11 protein-coding genes are annotated in these 16,718 nt (G+C 35.0%); 4 read left to right on the top strand and 7 right to left on the bottom strand.

From position 1 onward, the window contains the following. Positions 1-3: 3 nt before the first annotated feature. Positions 4-3,030 carry a SusC/RagA family TonB-linked outer membrane protein gene (locus tag ABEG11_RS05270; protein ID WP_348823155.1) on the bottom strand — a complete coding sequence of 1,009 codons (3,027 nt, stop codon included), beginning with the start codon at positions 3,028-3,030 and terminating at the stop codon, positions 4-6. A gap of 617 nt (positions 3,031-3,647) precedes the next feature. On the opposite strand from ABEG11_RS05270, the gene ABEG11_RS05265 reads away from it, so the two are divergent. Then, the gene (locus ABEG11_RS05265; protein WP_348823154.1) at positions 3,648-4,055 is read left to right on the top strand and encodes a helix-turn-helix domain-containing protein; all 408 of its coding nucleotides are present in this window, start codon (positions 3,648-3,650) and stop codon (positions 4,053-4,055) included. 502 nt (positions 4,056-4,557) lie between these two features. Here the strand turns inward: ABEG11_RS05265 and ABEG11_RS05260 are convergent. From ABEG11_RS05260 to ABEG11_RS05235, 6 genes are all read right to left on the bottom strand, one after another. After that, positions 4,558-5,061 (bottom strand): DUF3943 domain-containing protein, encoded by a 504-nt coding sequence (locus tag ABEG11_RS05260; protein WP_348823153.1) that lies wholly within the window; start codon positions 5,059-5,061, stop codon positions 4,558-4,560. Between the two features lie 42 nt (positions 5,062-5,103). Continuing rightward, a complete protein-coding gene (locus tag ABEG11_RS05255) occupies positions 5,104-5,421 on the bottom strand; it encodes a hypothetical protein (protein ID WP_348823152.1) in 318 nt (105 codons plus the stop codon). Positions 5,422-5,700: 279 nt separating this feature from the next. Further along, a complete protein-coding gene (locus tag ABEG11_RS05250; protein WP_348823151.1) occupies positions 5,701-7,722 on the bottom strand; it encodes a heavy metal translocating P-type ATPase in 2,022 nt (673 codons plus the stop codon). Positions 7,723-7,814: 92 nt separating this feature from the next. Continuing rightward, positions 7,815-9,098 carry an efflux RND transporter periplasmic adaptor subunit gene (locus ABEG11_RS05245; RefSeq protein WP_435302829.1) on the bottom strand — a complete coding sequence of 428 codons (1,284 nt, stop codon included), beginning with the start codon at positions 9,096-9,098 and terminating at the stop codon, positions 7,815-7,817. Beyond that, positions 9,061-13,371: a CusA/CzcA family heavy metal efflux RND transporter gene (locus ABEG11_RS05240; RefSeq protein WP_348823150.1), complete on the bottom strand. Its 4,311-nt coding sequence runs from the start codon at positions 13,369-13,371 to the stop codon at positions 9,061-9,063. Before ABEG11_RS05240 ends, ABEG11_RS05245 begins: the two co-directional genes overlap by 38 nt. Positions 13,372-13,519: 148 nt before the next feature. After that, positions 13,520-13,837 carry a DUF6660 family protein gene (locus ABEG11_RS05235; protein ID WP_348823149.1) on the bottom strand — a complete coding sequence of 106 codons (318 nt, stop codon included), beginning with the start codon at positions 13,835-13,837 and terminating at the stop codon, positions 13,520-13,522. Positions 13,838-14,398: 561 nt separating this feature from the next. Here ABEG11_RS05235 and ABEG11_RS05230 point away from each other — a divergent pair. The 3 genes from ABEG11_RS05230 (at position 14,399) to ABEG11_RS05225 (ending at position 16,591) form a co-directional block, all read left to right on the top strand. Further along, positions 14,399-14,671 (top strand): hypothetical protein, encoded by a 273-nt coding sequence (locus ABEG11_RS05230; RefSeq protein WP_024981657.1) that lies wholly within the window; start codon positions 14,399-14,401, stop codon positions 14,669-14,671. A gap of 757 nt (positions 14,672-15,428) precedes the next feature. Next, entirely contained in the window at positions 15,429-15,764 is a 336-nt protein-coding gene (locus ABEG11_RS19085; RefSeq protein ID WP_435302828.1) for a transposase, read from the top strand. Then, positions 15,731-16,591 carry an IS3 family transposase gene (locus tag ABEG11_RS05225; protein WP_435302833.1) on the top strand — a complete coding sequence of 287 codons (861 nt, stop codon included), beginning with the start codon at positions 15,731-15,733 and terminating at the stop codon, positions 16,589-16,591. Before ABEG11_RS19085 ends, ABEG11_RS05225 begins: the two co-directional genes overlap by 34 nt. Positions 16,592-16,718 lie beyond the last annotated feature (127 nt).

Here is a 16,718-nt window from a genome sequence, read left to right as displayed (position 1 = left end):
AGGTTAAAAAGTAAGCTGTACGCCAGCCGTGATTATTCTTAACGGAGGCAGGTAGGCAGTATATTTAAATTCGGGATCACCTCCTTTGTAGGGCGTGAACGTCAATATGTTTTGTCCCAGCAGTGACAGTTTGCAGTGGACACCTTTGATAGCCTGCAACGGCAGATCATAGCTTACCGCAATATTTTTTAACCGTATGAACGACGCATCTACAATAGAGGCATTGCTGTCCAGATAGTTGTAATAGGCATTTACGGCATCCCCATTTTCACCCGATGTATTCATCTGAAAGGGAACCTGATCCCCTGCTTGCTGCCATGCATTTGCCATGTCCGAATTCTGATTAAAGAAACTTCCTCCAGGAACGCTGGGACTGTAGTCGTAATTTTTCTGTTTTACAAATTGAAAAAGAAAATCCAATTGCCAATTTCCATATTGAAACTGGTTTTCTAAACCTCCAAAATATTTTGGAGTGAGATCCTCAATATTTTTTTTGTCTTCCAAAGAAGTAATCATTCCATCTTTATTGATATCTTCCACTTCATAGAGTCCCGTTTGCGGATTGACCCCATTTAACTGATATGTCTTTACAATGCTTGTAGATTCTCCGATAACATATCGATTAGAATAAGTAGATCCTTCGAGTCCCGGAAAAGAAAGCAGTTTGTTATGGGAAGCCGAGATATTAAAGTTAGTTGTCCATTTAAAATTGCTACTTTCAAAATTTAAGGTTCGCAGTGTAAATTCCAGACCCATATTTTGGACAGTCGCGTTTAAATTGGCATTAATAGAACTGAATCCAGTGGTTCCAGGCAAAGGAATTCCCACCAGCTGATTGGACGATCGATTTCGATACCAAGCCAGCGTAAAGAATATTCGATCACTTAGAAGCCCCATTTCCAATGCAGCTTCCATTTTTTTATTGATTTCCCAACTAAAATCTGGATTGTAGAGTCGTGTGGGATCCAAACCTATTGCACCATTATAATTCAGACCTGAAGAAGTATAAGTATCCAAATACTGATAATCCCCTATTTGATCACTGCCTGAACTGCCATAACTCGCTCTAAGCTTTCCAAAACTAAAAACGGTGTTTTCCTTGAGGAAATTTTCTTTCGAGAACAGCCATGCGGCTCCCACAGCTCCAAAAGTGGCAAACTGCTTACCTGGACCAAATCGGCTGGAGCCGTCCCTTCTTCCTGTTATGTTCACAATGTATTTTTGATCCCAATTGTAATTGAGCCGCCCAAAAAAGGCTTGGTATTTATACAGCGTTTCATCGCTTACATAAATGGATTTTTGCGTGGCAGAAGCTATATCTGTAATCTGGCTGTTGCTGGCAAAACCATATCCGAACTGGTACAGCCTTGAAGAAGTTTGTTCCTGCGCGGTACCCCCCACCAGTATGTCAATTTTACTGATACCGAAATCATGGTTCCAGCGAAGCTGCGGTTCCACAATCCATGATTTTCTTTGAGTATTGTTGGAAAACATCGATGAGCGGTTACTTCCCAATCCATAGGCAGGATCATACATCGTCGAAGGCAATAGTCGCTGTTCAGCATTCTTTAAATCCGTTAAGCCTAAGTTAGCCTTGAGTTCCCAACTGGGGGATATTTGATAACTAAGTACGGTATTGGCAATAAGATCATTTGTTTTTGCAGTGGTGATGGCGCGAAGTGCTGCCAATGGATTTCTAAAGGTACTGTTTTCAAAATTCAGGTTACCGTCGGCATCATATAAAGCGGGGGCATTTGGAGCCAAATTTCGTGCAGTGCGGCTAATATCGGTTTCAGGCTGTACATTGTCTTGGGCGGTATAGCCTGTTGAAAAAGTGAGTTTAAACTTTTTATCTTCACTCCTATGGTTCATGCTAAAATGGACAGCTGCTTTATCGTACTCAAAATCTCCCGGGAGCACCGTAGTTTCAGTATGATAGGTACCACTCAGCAGGTATTGGGTTAAATCGGAACCACCAGATACAGACGCCTGCATATTGGTAATTACCGCAGTTCCGCCCAAAAGCTCCTTCTGCCAATCGGTATAACGGTTTTGATCCCAAGTGCCGTTAATATCGTAAGCCCAATCGGGATAGGTCGTAACGCCATCATTGGCAAAACCCTGTCTTCTCATTTCCAGATACTGCTGGGTATCCATCAGGTCTATCATTTTTGTGACTTTTCCAATTCCTGAAGAGGCAGAAACTGTTACATTGGTTTTTCCTGCCTTGCCTTTTTTGGTGGTAATCAGTACCACACCATTGGCACCACGCGAACCGTAGATAGCAGTCGCATCGGCATCTTTTAGAACTTCTATGCTCTCAATATCGTTGGGATTAATACTGTTTAACGGACTTGTGGGTGTAGGTATTCCACTGGTCGTATTGCTGTATCCGATAATTTCTGAAGAATAAGGTACGCCATCAATAATATACAGTGGCTCATTGCCTTCTTCACGAAGACTGTTGAGTCCTCGTATCTTTATTTGAAACCCACCGCCGGGAGTTCCTGTGTCTTGCGTGACATCTACTCCCGCCATACGACCCTGCATCGTGGCAAGAACATTGGTAACGGGCTGTTTCTCGATGTCTTTGGCACTTATTTTGGAAATGCTACCAGTTCGTTCGCTGTTCTTTACAGAATAGTATCCCGCATTGATCTTGACCTCCTGAAGTTTGGTCGTGTTTTCCTGTAAGCTGATGTTGATTGTGGTACGCCCTTGCACGGAAACCTGTTGTGTTCGGTATCCGATATACGAAAAAACTAAAATGTCTTGTGGTGAGGCAGAAAGGGTGTAATGACCATTATAATCCGTTACGGTGGCAATTGATTTCCCTTTTACAGAAATACTTACACCAGCTAAAGGATTGCCACCATCTGTGACAGTTCCCTGAACTTGAAACTGTTGGGCAACGGTTAGGCTATGACGTAGTGTATCGTTTGCTTGTATAGGGGAAAAAGACAAGATGACACCCATTAAAAACAGGAAACAAAAAGCCTTTCCACCCCTAGAAAATGAAAAATTATTCATAATATTGGGTTGGTTATGTGAAACGTTAGTTTTATTAGCTACGGTCCTCTAGGTAGTTTGGCGACGAGATAGAGGGCCATTTTTTTTTTAATCTTAAAGTCAAAAATTTGACGAATGACTAAAAAAGTGAATGAGATTTTTTTTATTGCATAGGCATTTGATTAAAGGTTTTTTTAAAGGAAAGCCAACTGCCGGTGCCTGTTGCAGCCAGGCGGTGGCAGTGTCTTTCCCAACTAATTCATTAATTAATGGTATTACGAAACTTAAAAAATGAAGCAGTGCTAAGAATTAAAGTTGAGTTTTACCTATAAAATATAGGCATAAAAAATGGCATGGAACTCAACTTAAACGCTTTCAAGGTACTGGTATACCCTCCACACGAATAAGTGAGCCCACGCCATAGGACGTGAGCATCTTACTTATCATCTCGTGTGTATAAAATTACCAGTTTTTGAAAACGAGATTCAAAGCGAATGCTTCAATATTGTATTTGAAGAATCGCAAAATTACTATTCATAATAGTATTACAAAACAAATATATCGAATTTATTTCACATATCTATATGTATGTGTGAAATATTTTTTTAATCCTTTATTTTCTAAATCAAATTAAGCAGATGATTATAGAAATAATTATATCAGAATTAGATTTTTATTTAATTGAACGAGTTAGAGAATTAAGATTAAAATCTAACTTATCACAAGTGATGTTAGCACATAAACTAGGAGTATCAGAAGGGTATATTGGAAATATTGAAAATCCAAAGCAGACCGCAAAATACAATATTAGAATGCTATCGCGAATAGCAATAGCATTGGAACTAGACTCTTATCTAGATTTATTTCCTGAAAAACCTTTTTCCAATGATTTGGTTAAAATAAAAATTAATTTATTTGATAAAGGAGAAGTGAAAAAAGACTTACATCAACAGGGTGAGAAAGTTGAAAGATTTAAAGAAATATCTATTACACCTCTCTCTGAACAGGAGATACTGGAATATGATAAAAGTAGAGTTAAAAAATAGATTATGAAATGGTATGAAATAATCATATTAATAATAGTAATCCCAATAGGTATATATATTGTAAGTAAGGTTTATAAGTTTAGGAAAAGTTTTAGCATATGGATTAATAAAATAAAGTGAGTTTGTTTTAAAACATTATATTCTGAACTTATTAGAAATTTTATTTTATTTACTATAATAGAGTCTGTTCTACTATGTGAATATTATAAAATAACTATTTCATTTTTTTTTTAAAGGGTTGAAGAAGTTGACAAAAAATTAAAGATAAATGACAAAAAATAGAATTTGATCTTAATTAAATACCACTACTAAAAAGATGCTATAAAAAGCATCTTTTTATTTTATAACGAATACTTGTCAAATCGGGAGTATTCGAATTTAGGATACATCATTACGGGAATCACCATTTTATCTTTAAAAGATGGAGTGATATGTAATAATAGAGTTTGTTGAGTTGTGGTTTGTTGGGCTTTACCTGAGAGGGACGCTTGTTTCAAAAAAATTAAAAGCTAGCCGAAAAGCTAAGTCCTAAAGTAGCACTTTTGGTATATGGATTGAACCCCACTGGAGCTACATTAAGTTGTGTTTTTACCTTTTGCTTGTAACCGAAACTATCCATAATAGTATTAAGTGGATCCATCAATAACAAGGAGGTTTTACCCAGAAATTTTGAATTTAATACTTTGGAATCATTTTTAAGAATACTTCTCTTGGCATAGAAAAAGCCTTCTCCCACTACGGAACCTAAGACAGGTGTGACAATTAAATCTTGTACAGAGGGAATCTCTGCAAAGGCTTCAACCCCATATTCCCAGAAAAAAGTTGACATTATAGCTGAATAAGCAAAGGATTCTAAGATAGTAAAACCATTGCTTCTAGCTGTCATATAATAAACACCTCCAAAGTATGGATGCATTGCATAATTTAAAAAGAAATTATCATCGTCTATAACGGGGCCTGCTTTCACATTTTCTTTCCATTTGGTTGTTATTCCGTTTTTTTTCATTTCTTCCTTATCCCATTTTGTGAAGCTTTCAGGAAGAGACCATCAAATACCATAAGCAACAATAGTTGTACCAAAAACAATAGCGGTATTATAGCCTAGTTTCCTATAGTCTTTTGTTGTTGGTGGATATACAAGGGAGTCATTAATGTGAAAAGAAGAGTCTAATTTAAACGAATCCTCTTTGTCAAAAGTATAACGGTTAGTTTTATCGTTTTCTAATTTATTGCTACCGGAATTAATAACTAGTAAAGAGTTGTCAAATGAGAATTGGTTAGTATTAGTAGTCTGGATTTGTTGTGCGAATGTTACAATCCCTATCAATGTAAAAAGTAAGCTGTAAATGTTTTTCTTTGTTGGCATTATGATAATGTAAAATATACTTAGTTAATTTTATTTTTTTGTGTAAATCTCAGATTTAGGGTTCTTTGAAATAGCTTGCAAAATAATTCCCTACTTAAATAGAATTATTTAAGTAGGGAAAAAACTGCTATGAGTCAGTTCAATTTATAAGTTTTTGAACAGCTATATCTTTATTTATAAATTATAGTTTGAATCCGTTTTGTTTTTTCATTCGATTAGCTCTTTTCTAGAAATATTAAATATTTTTCGTTGAAAAGAGCATTATATTTAATCCGATTTTTAAAACTTCATTCGTTGTATTCTAACTGCGTTTAAAATGGCAAGCAATGCTACACCTACATCTGCAAAAACGGCTTCCCACATTGTTGCCAGACCACCAGCTCCAAGAACAAGAACAATCGCTTTTACTGCAAATGCCAGTCCAATGTTTTGATACACAATTTGCTTGGTTTTTTTACCGATGTTTATCGCTGTAAATATTTTATATGGCTGGTCATTTTGAATGACAATATCAGCAGTTTCAATTGTTGCATCACTGCCTAAACCGCCCATTGCAATTCCTGCATCGGCAAGGGCAACTACTGGCGCATCGTTTACACCATCGCCCACAAAGGCAATTTTTAAGTTTTGAGATTTTAATTCCTGGACTTTTTCGACTTTATTTTCAGGTAACAAATCACCGAATGCCTGGTCGATATTTAACTCTTGGGCCACAGCATCAACAACAGCTTGTTTATCACCTGAAAGCATTACTGTTTTTACATTTATTTTATGCAAACTTTCGATAGCTTGTTTAGCATCTTCTTTGATTTCATCAGCAATTAAAAAGTATCCTGCATATTTTTGATTGATGGCAATAACGATTATTGTAAATGGCGTATTGTCAATTTCTGCATCGTAACTGATGCTGAATTTCTTCATCAGTTTTACATTTCCTGCCAAGATTTCTTTTCCATCTACTTTTCCTTTTAGTCCGTATCCTGCAATTTCTTCCACATCGGTAACGGTTACATTTTTTTCAGCACCATTGGCATATTCAATAATAGCAGTTCCAACAGGATGGGTTGATTTGGTTTCGAGTGCAGATGTATATTTTACTAAATCGGCTTCGGGAACATCAACGGCTACCACTTTTTGCACTTTGAAAACACCTTTGGTCAGCGTTCCTGTTTTATCCATTACAACAACTTGAATGGATGCCATTATATCGAGAAAACTAGAACCCTTAAATAATATTCCGTTTTTACTGGCTGAACCAATTCCTCCAAAATATCCTAAAGGTATAGAGATTACCAATGCGCAAGGACAGGAAATCACCAAGAAAATTAAAGCCCGGTATAGCCAATCATTAAAGATGTAATTTTCGACAAATAGCATTGGAACGAAACAAATTCCGATTGCCAGAAAAACAACTATTGGCGTATATATTTTAGCAAATTTTCGGATAAATAGTTCGGTTGTTGCTTTTTTTGCGGTGGCTTCCTGAACCATTTCCAAGATTTTTGAAAGCTTGCTATCTAAATAAGTTGTTGTAACTTCAACTTGAGCGACCGTATTCAGGTTAATCATTCCGGCAAGAACGGTTTCTCCTTTTTGTTTTGTATCAGGCTTACTTTCACCCGTTAAGGCAGATGTGTTTAAGGAAGCATTGTCGGAAAGTAATTTTCCGTCAAGAGCCAATTTTTCTCCAGGTTTTAATTGGATGATTTCCCCGATAGTAATTTCGGATGCTTTTTTATCAATAGTATTTCCATCTTTGATGACTGTAGCGGTATCTGGTCTTTGATCTAATAATAATTTAATGTTTCTTTTTGCTCTTTGAACTGCCAATGCCTGAAATATTTCGCCAATAGCATAAAACAACATCACAGCAACTCCTTCAGGATATTCTCCAATGGCAAATGCTCCAATAGTTGCAATTCCCATTAATAAAAATTCCGAAAATATTTCTCCTTTGCGAATACTTTCAAAAGCTTCTTTTATTACTGGAAAACCCACAGGCGTATAAGCTACTATATACCAAACAATGCGTGTCCAGCCTGTGAACCAAGATTGAGTAAAATAGTGGTCAAAACCAATAGCGATAAGTAATAGCACAAGGCTTATTATTGCAGGCAAGAACATTTGAAAAGTAGATTTTTCTTTGGCTGAATTTCCTTGACCATCATCATCAGAATGATTTTCAGGACCATTATCAGTACAGGAACATTCTGTTTGTTTGTTGGTTTTGTTATTTATTTCTTCTTCCGATGTGCAACAAAGCTGTTTGCCATTTTCATCGTATTTGTGTTGATGTTTCATTTTTTAGATTGATTAACCCATTGGGGTAATTAGTTTTTTAATTTTTAGTGAACTGCTATTTTTAATAATTACACCAATGGGCCGATTACTCTTTATTCTTCTCCCTTGTTGGTTAATTTTGCATTTACAAAGAATGCGCCCTTTGTTACAATTTTCGCATTAACAGGAATCTCTTTTACCAATGTTATAGCGGTATATCCCATATTAGAAACGCCTATTGCCACTTCAATTTTTTCAAAATTTGTTGTCGGTTCCTTGCTTTTTGGTTCTTCGGATTTGTTTTCTTCTTCTTGTGGTTCTTCTTCCGCTTTTTTATTGGTTACAACGAAAATATATTCTTTTCCATCAGCACTTACTATAGCATCTGTCGGTACAGCATCGCTAGTTACATTATTTAAACTTACAATTGCAGTTATGTTCATTCCGTCTATTAGCCCAGTTTTATTTCCTTGAACGGTGGCGTGTACTGGGATGCTTTTACTGTCATTCTCAAAGGCTGCACCTATTGAATACACTTTAGCATTGTAATCTTGTCCTGAATTATTGGTAATTCTAAAATGTATAATTTGCCCCACCTTTAGTATAGGTAAATCTTTTTCGAAAATATTCAGATCCAAATGCAATTGTGAGTTGTCTACAATTTCGGCAACAGGTGAAGATACATCAACATAACTTCCAATTTTAGAAAATACATTGCTTATAGTGCCAGTTATAGGGCTTGTCACCGACAATGTAGAACGTAAATTACTATTACTTAAGCTATTTGGATTGATACCCATTAACTTGATTTGTTGTTGTAAAGAGGCTCTACGTGTTCTAATTGATTTTAGTTCTGCATCAGCATTTTGGTAGTTTTTCAGTGCTCCTGCGTTACCTGAGTTGAGTTCTTTCTGCCTTGCTAATTCTTGTTCCGCAAAGATTATTTTAGAGGAAGCACTTAAATATTCTTCCTGTAGTTGTATAAATTGCGGATTGACGATCGTAGCAATTACTTGACCTTTTTTTACAAAATCACCTAATTGTACATTAATACCTTTTATAACACCACCGTACATTGAAGTCGCATTGGCTTTATTATTGTTAGGCACTCGCAATGCACCATTCGCTCTGAGTGTTGCCTTTAATTGCTTTTGCTCGATTGTCCCGAATTGTATGCCTACCGTTTTTATTTGCTCGGCTGTGAGTGAAGCGATTGTAGGAGCAGCTTCTTCTGTTTTTGTTTTTTGTTCTTCTTCTGGCTTAGTTTCGGTTTTTCCACAAGAAACAATCAAGAGACAAAAGGCAAATAGCAAAAGGGGATTCTTATATATTTTTAAAGATTTCATTTTTTTTTTTAATTTATTTATTTGTAAAATAATTGAATTCAATAATGGCATGGTTGTACGTATTTAGATTGTCTAAATAATTTTTTCGTATTTCGATCGCTTGACTCAAATACAAGGAGAAATCGGCATAACTTGTTTCTCCTGCACGGTAGGATTGGTTAGCGGCTTTTATAATTTCGTCGGCTTGTTGCAAACCCACAGTTTCGTAAAATTGTAAACCGGACAGACTTTTTTCTACTTCGGTCTGACGTTGGGCCAGATCAGATTTAAGTACTTGTGTTTGGTATTGCAGTAGTTGTTCTTGTACTTCCTTTTCAGTTTTAGCTGCTTTTATTTTATTATGATTGGCACCGTTTCCGAATATTGGGAATGATGTTGAAAATGAAAAACCACTATATGGATCATCTACGCCATATAATTTCTGTGAAAAAATACGTCCGGAAAATTCAGGTAAATTATTGCTTTTTTGAATAGCAATTTCACTACTGGCAATGGCTACATTTTGTTGCAATAAAAGAAGTCTTGGATGGTTTTCGGTTGAATTCTGCAAACCATATTCCAACTTTTCTAATGATTTTGAAAGAGGCAAAATGGCTTCTGAACTATTCAATAATTGCATTAATAGTTGTTGTTGTACTAGTATTTCTTTTTGAAGTTGCGTGATGTTTGTTTCAATTTCTTTCAATTTTACGTTTGCTGAAATTTTTTCAATACCAGCACTTTCTCCAGTTTTTACTTTTACAAGAGTAGTTTTTAGTAAGCCTGCATAAATACTATCTAATTGTTGGTACAAAGTGGCTTTGTCTTGCAAATACCATAATTGATAATACACAGAACGAATATTTTTTTTCAGTTCCGCATTGATTACTTCTTTGTTAACTTCGTAGTATTTAGTTTGCTCACTATAGTAATTCTTCTTGGCTTGGTTTACTTGAGGCATATAGAAACTTTGTTGTAAACCTATTTTCCAAACACCCGTTTTATCCGAAGGACGAAGATCTTCATTCTCGACAAAAATACCCGTTTTAGGAAACTCCTTATTTCCTTTTATCAAAAGCTGGTTTTTTGTTATTTGTGACTGATTGATGTTGTATTGCAAATTATCCTTTAGTCCCAAATTTAAGATTTCATCAATAGATTTACGTGATTGTGCCTGACCATTGCTGAATGAAAGAAACAATCCGATAACTAAAATTGTTGTTATCGATTTTCCTTTTATTTTAGTTGTTGTATTGAATATGATATACAGTAACGGCAATACAAATAAAGTTAAAAATGTAGCTGAGAGCAGTCCGCCAATTACAACAGTTGCTAATGGCTTTTGTACTTCGGCACCTGCACTGTGTGACATTGCCATTGGTAAGAAGCCTAATGAAGCAACGGTAGCCGTCATTAAAACGGGGCGCAATCTGATTTTTGTTCCTTCAATAACGCGTTTGATAACGTCATCCCAGTCCTCTTTTTCGAGTTGGTTGAATGTGCCTATAAGTACAATCCCATTCAATACAGCTACTCCAAACAATGCAATAAAACCAATTCCTGCCGAAATACTAAAAGGCATTCCGCGAAGGATTAATGCAAATACGCCACCAATAGCACTCATTGGAATTGCAGAAAATATTAAACTGGCTTGTTTCACTGAATTGAATGTAAAATACAAAAGCATAAAAATTAGCAGTAGAGAAATAGGAACTGCAATCATCAAACGATTGGATGCTTTTTGTAAGTTCTCAAATGTTCCTCCATAGGTAAAATAATAACCTGATGGTAATTTTACTTTTGTAGCTAACTTATTTTGAATTTCTTTTACCACACTTTGTACGTCTCTATCTTGTATATTAAAACCAATTACAATTCTACGTTTTCCCGCCTCTCTACTGATTTGTGCCGGTCCCAATTTAAAATCTACTTTTGCTACTTGTGATAATGGTATTTGATTACCACTAGGTGTCGGAATCAATAAATTGTTTACATCGTCGATACTTCTTCTTGATGTACTGTCTAACCGCACTACCAAATCAAATTTTCGTTCGTTTTCATAAACGACTCCTGCTGCCTTTCCTGCAAAAGCAGTACTTACAATACTATTTATGTCTTCTACATTTAGGCCATAATTGGCAATTCGCAAACGGTCATACTCTATATTTATCTGCGGTAAACCATCGACTTGTTCTACTTGAGGCGATGAAACCCCTTTTACATTTATAATAACATTTTCGACCTTTTTAGCATATACAGAAAGGCTGTCCAAATTTTCTCCAAATATTTTTACAGCAACATCTTGTTTAATTCCAGTCATCAATTCATTAAATTTCATTTGTATTGGCTGGCTTTTTTCTACAAAAACACCAGGAATAACTCTTAATTTATCTTCAATTGCTTCTCCTAATTCATTGTAGGTTCTGTCTAATTTCCATTCGTCTTGTGGTTTGAGAATAATCATCAAATCGGTTGATGCTGGGGGCATAGGGTCTGTAGGTACTTCTCCAGCACCCGTTTTGCCCACCACAATTTTTACTTCGTCAAATTGCTTGACGATTTTTGAAGCTTGCATAGAGGTCTCGATACTTTGGGATAACGAAGTTTCGAGAGGCATTTTAAATTCAAATGCAAAATCTCCTTCTTGTAACTGCGGTATAAACTCGCCACCCATTCTGCTAAATAATAAAAGGCTAAAAATAAATACCCCAACAGTAATTCCTATTACCCAATATTTTATTTTAATAGCTCTTTCTAGCATAGGCTGGTATATTTTTTGTAGCCACTTCATCATTCGATCTGAGAGTGTTTCTTTTGACAATGCTTTTTTTGATAGAAATAAAGCACACATCATCGGGATGTAAGTTAAAGAAAGTATCAAAGCTCCCAATATAGCGAACCCAACTGTTAGAGCCATTGGACTAAACATTTTGCCTTCTATACCTACCAAACTAAGAATGGGAATATATACAATCAAAATAATGATTTCACCAAAAGCAGCACTACTACGAATTTTGGAAGCAGATACAAACACTTCGTTATCCATTTCTTGTTGTGTGAGTATTTGCGTGGATTTCCGCAACCCTAAATGATGAATAGTAGCCTCTACAATAATTACGGCACCATCTACAATTAAACCAAAATCTATAGCTCCTAAACTCATTAGGTTTGCACTTACTCCAAAAATTTTCATCAATCCCAAAGCAAACAACATAGAAAGTGGTATAGCCGAAGCTACAATAAGTCCTGCACGAAGATTTCCGAGAAATAACACCAATACAAAAATTACAATTAATGCACCTTCAATCAGGTTTTTTTCAACGGTAGAAATAGCACGGTTTACAAAGTTACTTCTATCTATAAATGGCTCAACGATTACATCATCAGGTAATGATTTTTGTATGACAATCATTTTGTCTTTTATCCTTTGTACCACTTCATTACTATTTGCACCTTTTAGCATCATGACAATACCACCCACTGCATCTACTTTTCCATTATATGTCATTGCTCCATAACGTACCGCACTTCCAAACTTGACATCAGCTACATCTTTTATAAAAATAGGGACAATATTTGGGTTGCTCTTCACAACGATATTTTTCACATCTTCCAAGGAAGTAACGAGACCAACTCCACGAATAAAGTAAGCGCTAGGTTTTTTATCAATGTATGCACCACCTGTGTTTTGATTGTTTTTTTCTAAAGCATTAAAAATATCAGGAATAGTTACTCCCATTGCTTTTAAGCGATTTGGATTCACGCCAACTTCATATTGTTTTAATTTACCCCCAAAACTATTTATTTCAGCAATTCCGGGAGTCCCGTTGAGTTGTCTTGCTACTATCCAATCTTGCATAGAACGTAAATCCATGGCCGAATATTTATTTTCGCTTCCTTTTTTTGGATGTAAAATATATTGGTACACTTCACCAAGTCCTGTACTTACAGGACCTAATTCTGGGGTTCCGATGCCTTGTGGTATTTGACTAATCGCTTCTTTGAGGCGTTCACTAATAAGCTGTCGTGCAAAATAAATATTGACATCATCATCAAAAACGACTGTGATTACTGATAATCCAAAGCGTGAAATACTTCGGGTTTCTTCTAAATCGGGAAGATTTGCAATACTTTGTTCTATTGGGAAAGTTACTAATTGTTCTACTTCCTGTCCTGCCAAAGTTGGGCAAAGCGTAATAATTTGTACCTGATTGTTTGTAATATCCGGTACTGCATCAATAGGTAATTTGGAAGCACTCCAAACGCCCCAAATGATTAAGAATAAAGTCATCAGACCAATGATGAATTTATTATTTATACTAAAATGAATGATTTTGTTTAACACTATTTACAATGATTAATGTTTGATAATTTATTTATAATTTACAATAATTGAATATATCAAATACTGTAGAAGAGATTAATGAAAATTAATAGTGTTATTAATGCACTATACATTAATGGCTATTCATTTAAACATCAATCAAAAAAAATTAAGCATTAATTTGTGGCGGTTGCCAAATGCTCCCGTAGAAATTGGAAGTAAGAATTGATTTGTATTCAGGTAGTTTTTTGTCAATTATGTTTTTGACGGTAATAAAATTGTAATTCGATACTATATTGTAGACAAAACCCTGACAGCCATAATGGTTACAAGTGCACAAAGGAGAACATGCATCTTTCTCATGGTCCTGTTTTGAACTATTTGTTATAGTTGCTTTTTCAGACGAAACACCTTGTTCCTTGTCTGCGCAAGGCATACAGGAAAGTACTACAATGATAATTGATAATATGATATTTGTAAATTTCAAGAGTGTAAAAATAGGAATTTTATTTTTATTACAAATAATTATTTATAATGATTATTAATTATTATAAATAATTATTGTAGTAGTATCAATATTTTGCAGCAACTCTCAACATCAGAACTAGTAAAACGAATATTATCATTTATCATACGAATAATAACACATACTGTTATCGCCATTTTGGATTTAGCTTTTGAGATCTTCAATAAAAAAAAGTTCGACATTTGTTAGTATGAAAATACTTTAGAATTAATGCCATCATTAAATCTGTTACCACTAGTTATATAATCCTTTTTCTGATAGATATTCTTCATAAAAATAAGATATTGCGTTATAACAACTAGCAATATTTTTTTCTAGACAATTTAAGTACGAAGACTGATGCTTTTTTAAAATATTATCATATTTCTTTAGGATTCATTCACAAAAAAGTTCAACACATCTAAACACCTACTCTCAGACATTAAAAGCCTAACAAGGACATGAAATACCTTTTTCAAAAGTCTAAAAAATTACTCCTTAATTTCACTCATTATTTAACAAATTAAGATAGGAGGCGCGAAGATGAACGATAATATAACTAAAGATGATTTAAGCCAATTTGGTATATTGCTAGTGGAGCAGTTCAAAAAAATTGTAGAGAAAAACCAAAATAAAGAAGAAGGTGGCTTAAATCCAGAATGGCTTAAAAGCCGTGTTGTCAGAAAACTTATGGATATGTCATCAGCATCGTTACAGAATCTTCGGATAACGGGAAAAGTGCGCTTCAAAAAAGTTTTAGGATCTTATTATTATAGCAAATCAGATTTAATGAATCTGTTCAGCGATAAAAACTAATATGAGACTGCAAAAACTTTCAAGATACCTTTCCATTTTAGAAGAGGATCCCAGGCTTAATGTTTGGCATTTCGCTCTTTTAAGTGCAATTCTTTGTCTCGGATATAGACAAGGACACACTAAGATAATTAAAGTAAGTCGTAGCAAAATAATGTCGCTTTCACATATCAGTACCTTACCAACCTATCATAAATACTTTAAGGAGTTACAGCAAATGGGTTATGTAAATTACCGACCATCCTACCATCCCGGATATCGAAGTGAAGTGGAAATTACTATAAAGCCTTACAAACCACAGTAAGGCTTTTTCTGAATTGACATGTAATCAAAATTTTTATAGCAAAAATCATAGAATATTGTGCAACTATGCCGTCTGGGAACCTATATTCCGAATTTGTTCGGCGGTAGACACAACACTTTCAACACTACAAGTAGAAATCGCAAATATGATTTGAGTACACTAATCACTTAACAATATTTTTATAATTCTTAAATAATGTTTACTTTTGAAGTAATCATTATGAATTATCTCGTTCTTTTAAAGTCAATCAGTTTCATGCAGGAAAGTCTAAAACAACCCAGATTTCAAGGAGTTTTTAAACTTATGGCAAAATCGTGGCAAACCAGATTTGGAGTTGATACCTTTTTTGCCACAAAAAGCTAAGGCACTTTTTCTTCAATTCGGTAAAAAAGTTAGAAAAACATATTAAATTATTTATTGCTTTATAGCAGATTAATAGCTCTAACTTTACAAAAGATGAAAAATACTAGAAAAAAATACAGTACAGAATTTAAAGTCTGGGCCGTTAAAACAAGCATCCAGTACAAAAGCGTACTCCGTGTTGCTGAAGGACTTCAAATCAGCCGATATAATCTGCAACATTGGAAAAGACTATTCCATGACGGAAAACTAACCCCGCAGAAAACATCCGATTCAGATGTAGAAAAAAAAGAAATCGTAAAACTGCAAAGAGAAATTAAAGTCCTCAAACTCGAGCGGGATATTTTAAAAAAGGAGCTGAACATCTTCACCAGGAGAGACGGGCCAGATATGAATTTATCAGAGAAAACACAGGTAAATTTCCCGTTGTGAAGATGTGCCGTATTTTTCAGGTGGATCCCAGCTGCTATTACAAATGGCTAAAAGGACTCCCTACCAGTAGGGCAGAACGCAGGATTTTTATAGCATCGGAGATTTTAAGAATCTATTATTGGAGCCAAGGCAGGTACGGAAGTCCAAGAATCACCAAAGAACTATCAGCAATAGGAATAAAAGTATGCAGTTCTTTTGTCAGAAAGATAATGAAGGAACAGGGGCTGCGAAAGATTACAAAATTAAAATTTAAAAAAACTACAATCTCTTCCCCTAAGTACCCTGCAGCAGAGAATTTACTAAATCAGAATTTTAAGGTAAGCAAGCAAAACCAGGTATGGGTTACAGACATCACCTATATCAGAACTGCGGAAGGCTGGGCATACCTTACTGCAGTGCTAGACCTGTTTGACCGAAAAGTAATTGGCTGGTCATTAAGTACCACTATGAAAGCAGCGGATACCAGTATTGCAGCTTTTAAAAAAGCATTGCTAAATCGTCCTCTACTTTCAAATCAGAAATTAATATTTCATTCAGACAGAGGGATTCAATTTGCCTGCAAAGATTTCATTTACATATTATCAAAAAATAATCAGATCCTGCAGAGCATGAGTAGAAAAGGGAACTGTTATGACAATGCAGTTGCCGAGAGTTTTTTTAAGTCTTTAAAAACTGAATTAATATATCACAAAAAATATACAACCCGAAAAAAAGCTGAAAAATCAATTTTCGAGTATATCGAAAATTTTTACAACACAAGCAGAAGACATTCTGCGCTCGAAAATCTAACAATAGAGGAATTTCAAAATAAGTTTAATATTTTATAAATAAACTCTGTTTTATTTCCTAATCTTCATACCTGTCCAATCTTAAAATGATATCGAAGTAATCATGGATGTTCTAACTGAGCATCTCTGCCGTCAAAGCGGTTAAAAATTGAATTAAATTATCAAA

Origin of the sequence: Flavobacterium aestuarii (assembly GCF_040049115.1) — a bacterium.
Taxonomy (GTDB): Bacteria; Bacteroidota; Bacteroidia; order Flavobacteriales; family Flavobacteriaceae; genus Flavobacterium; species Flavobacterium aestuarii.
The sequence above is the reverse complement of the archived record's forward strand: the minus strand, read 5'-3'. Positions and strand labels throughout refer to the sequence as shown.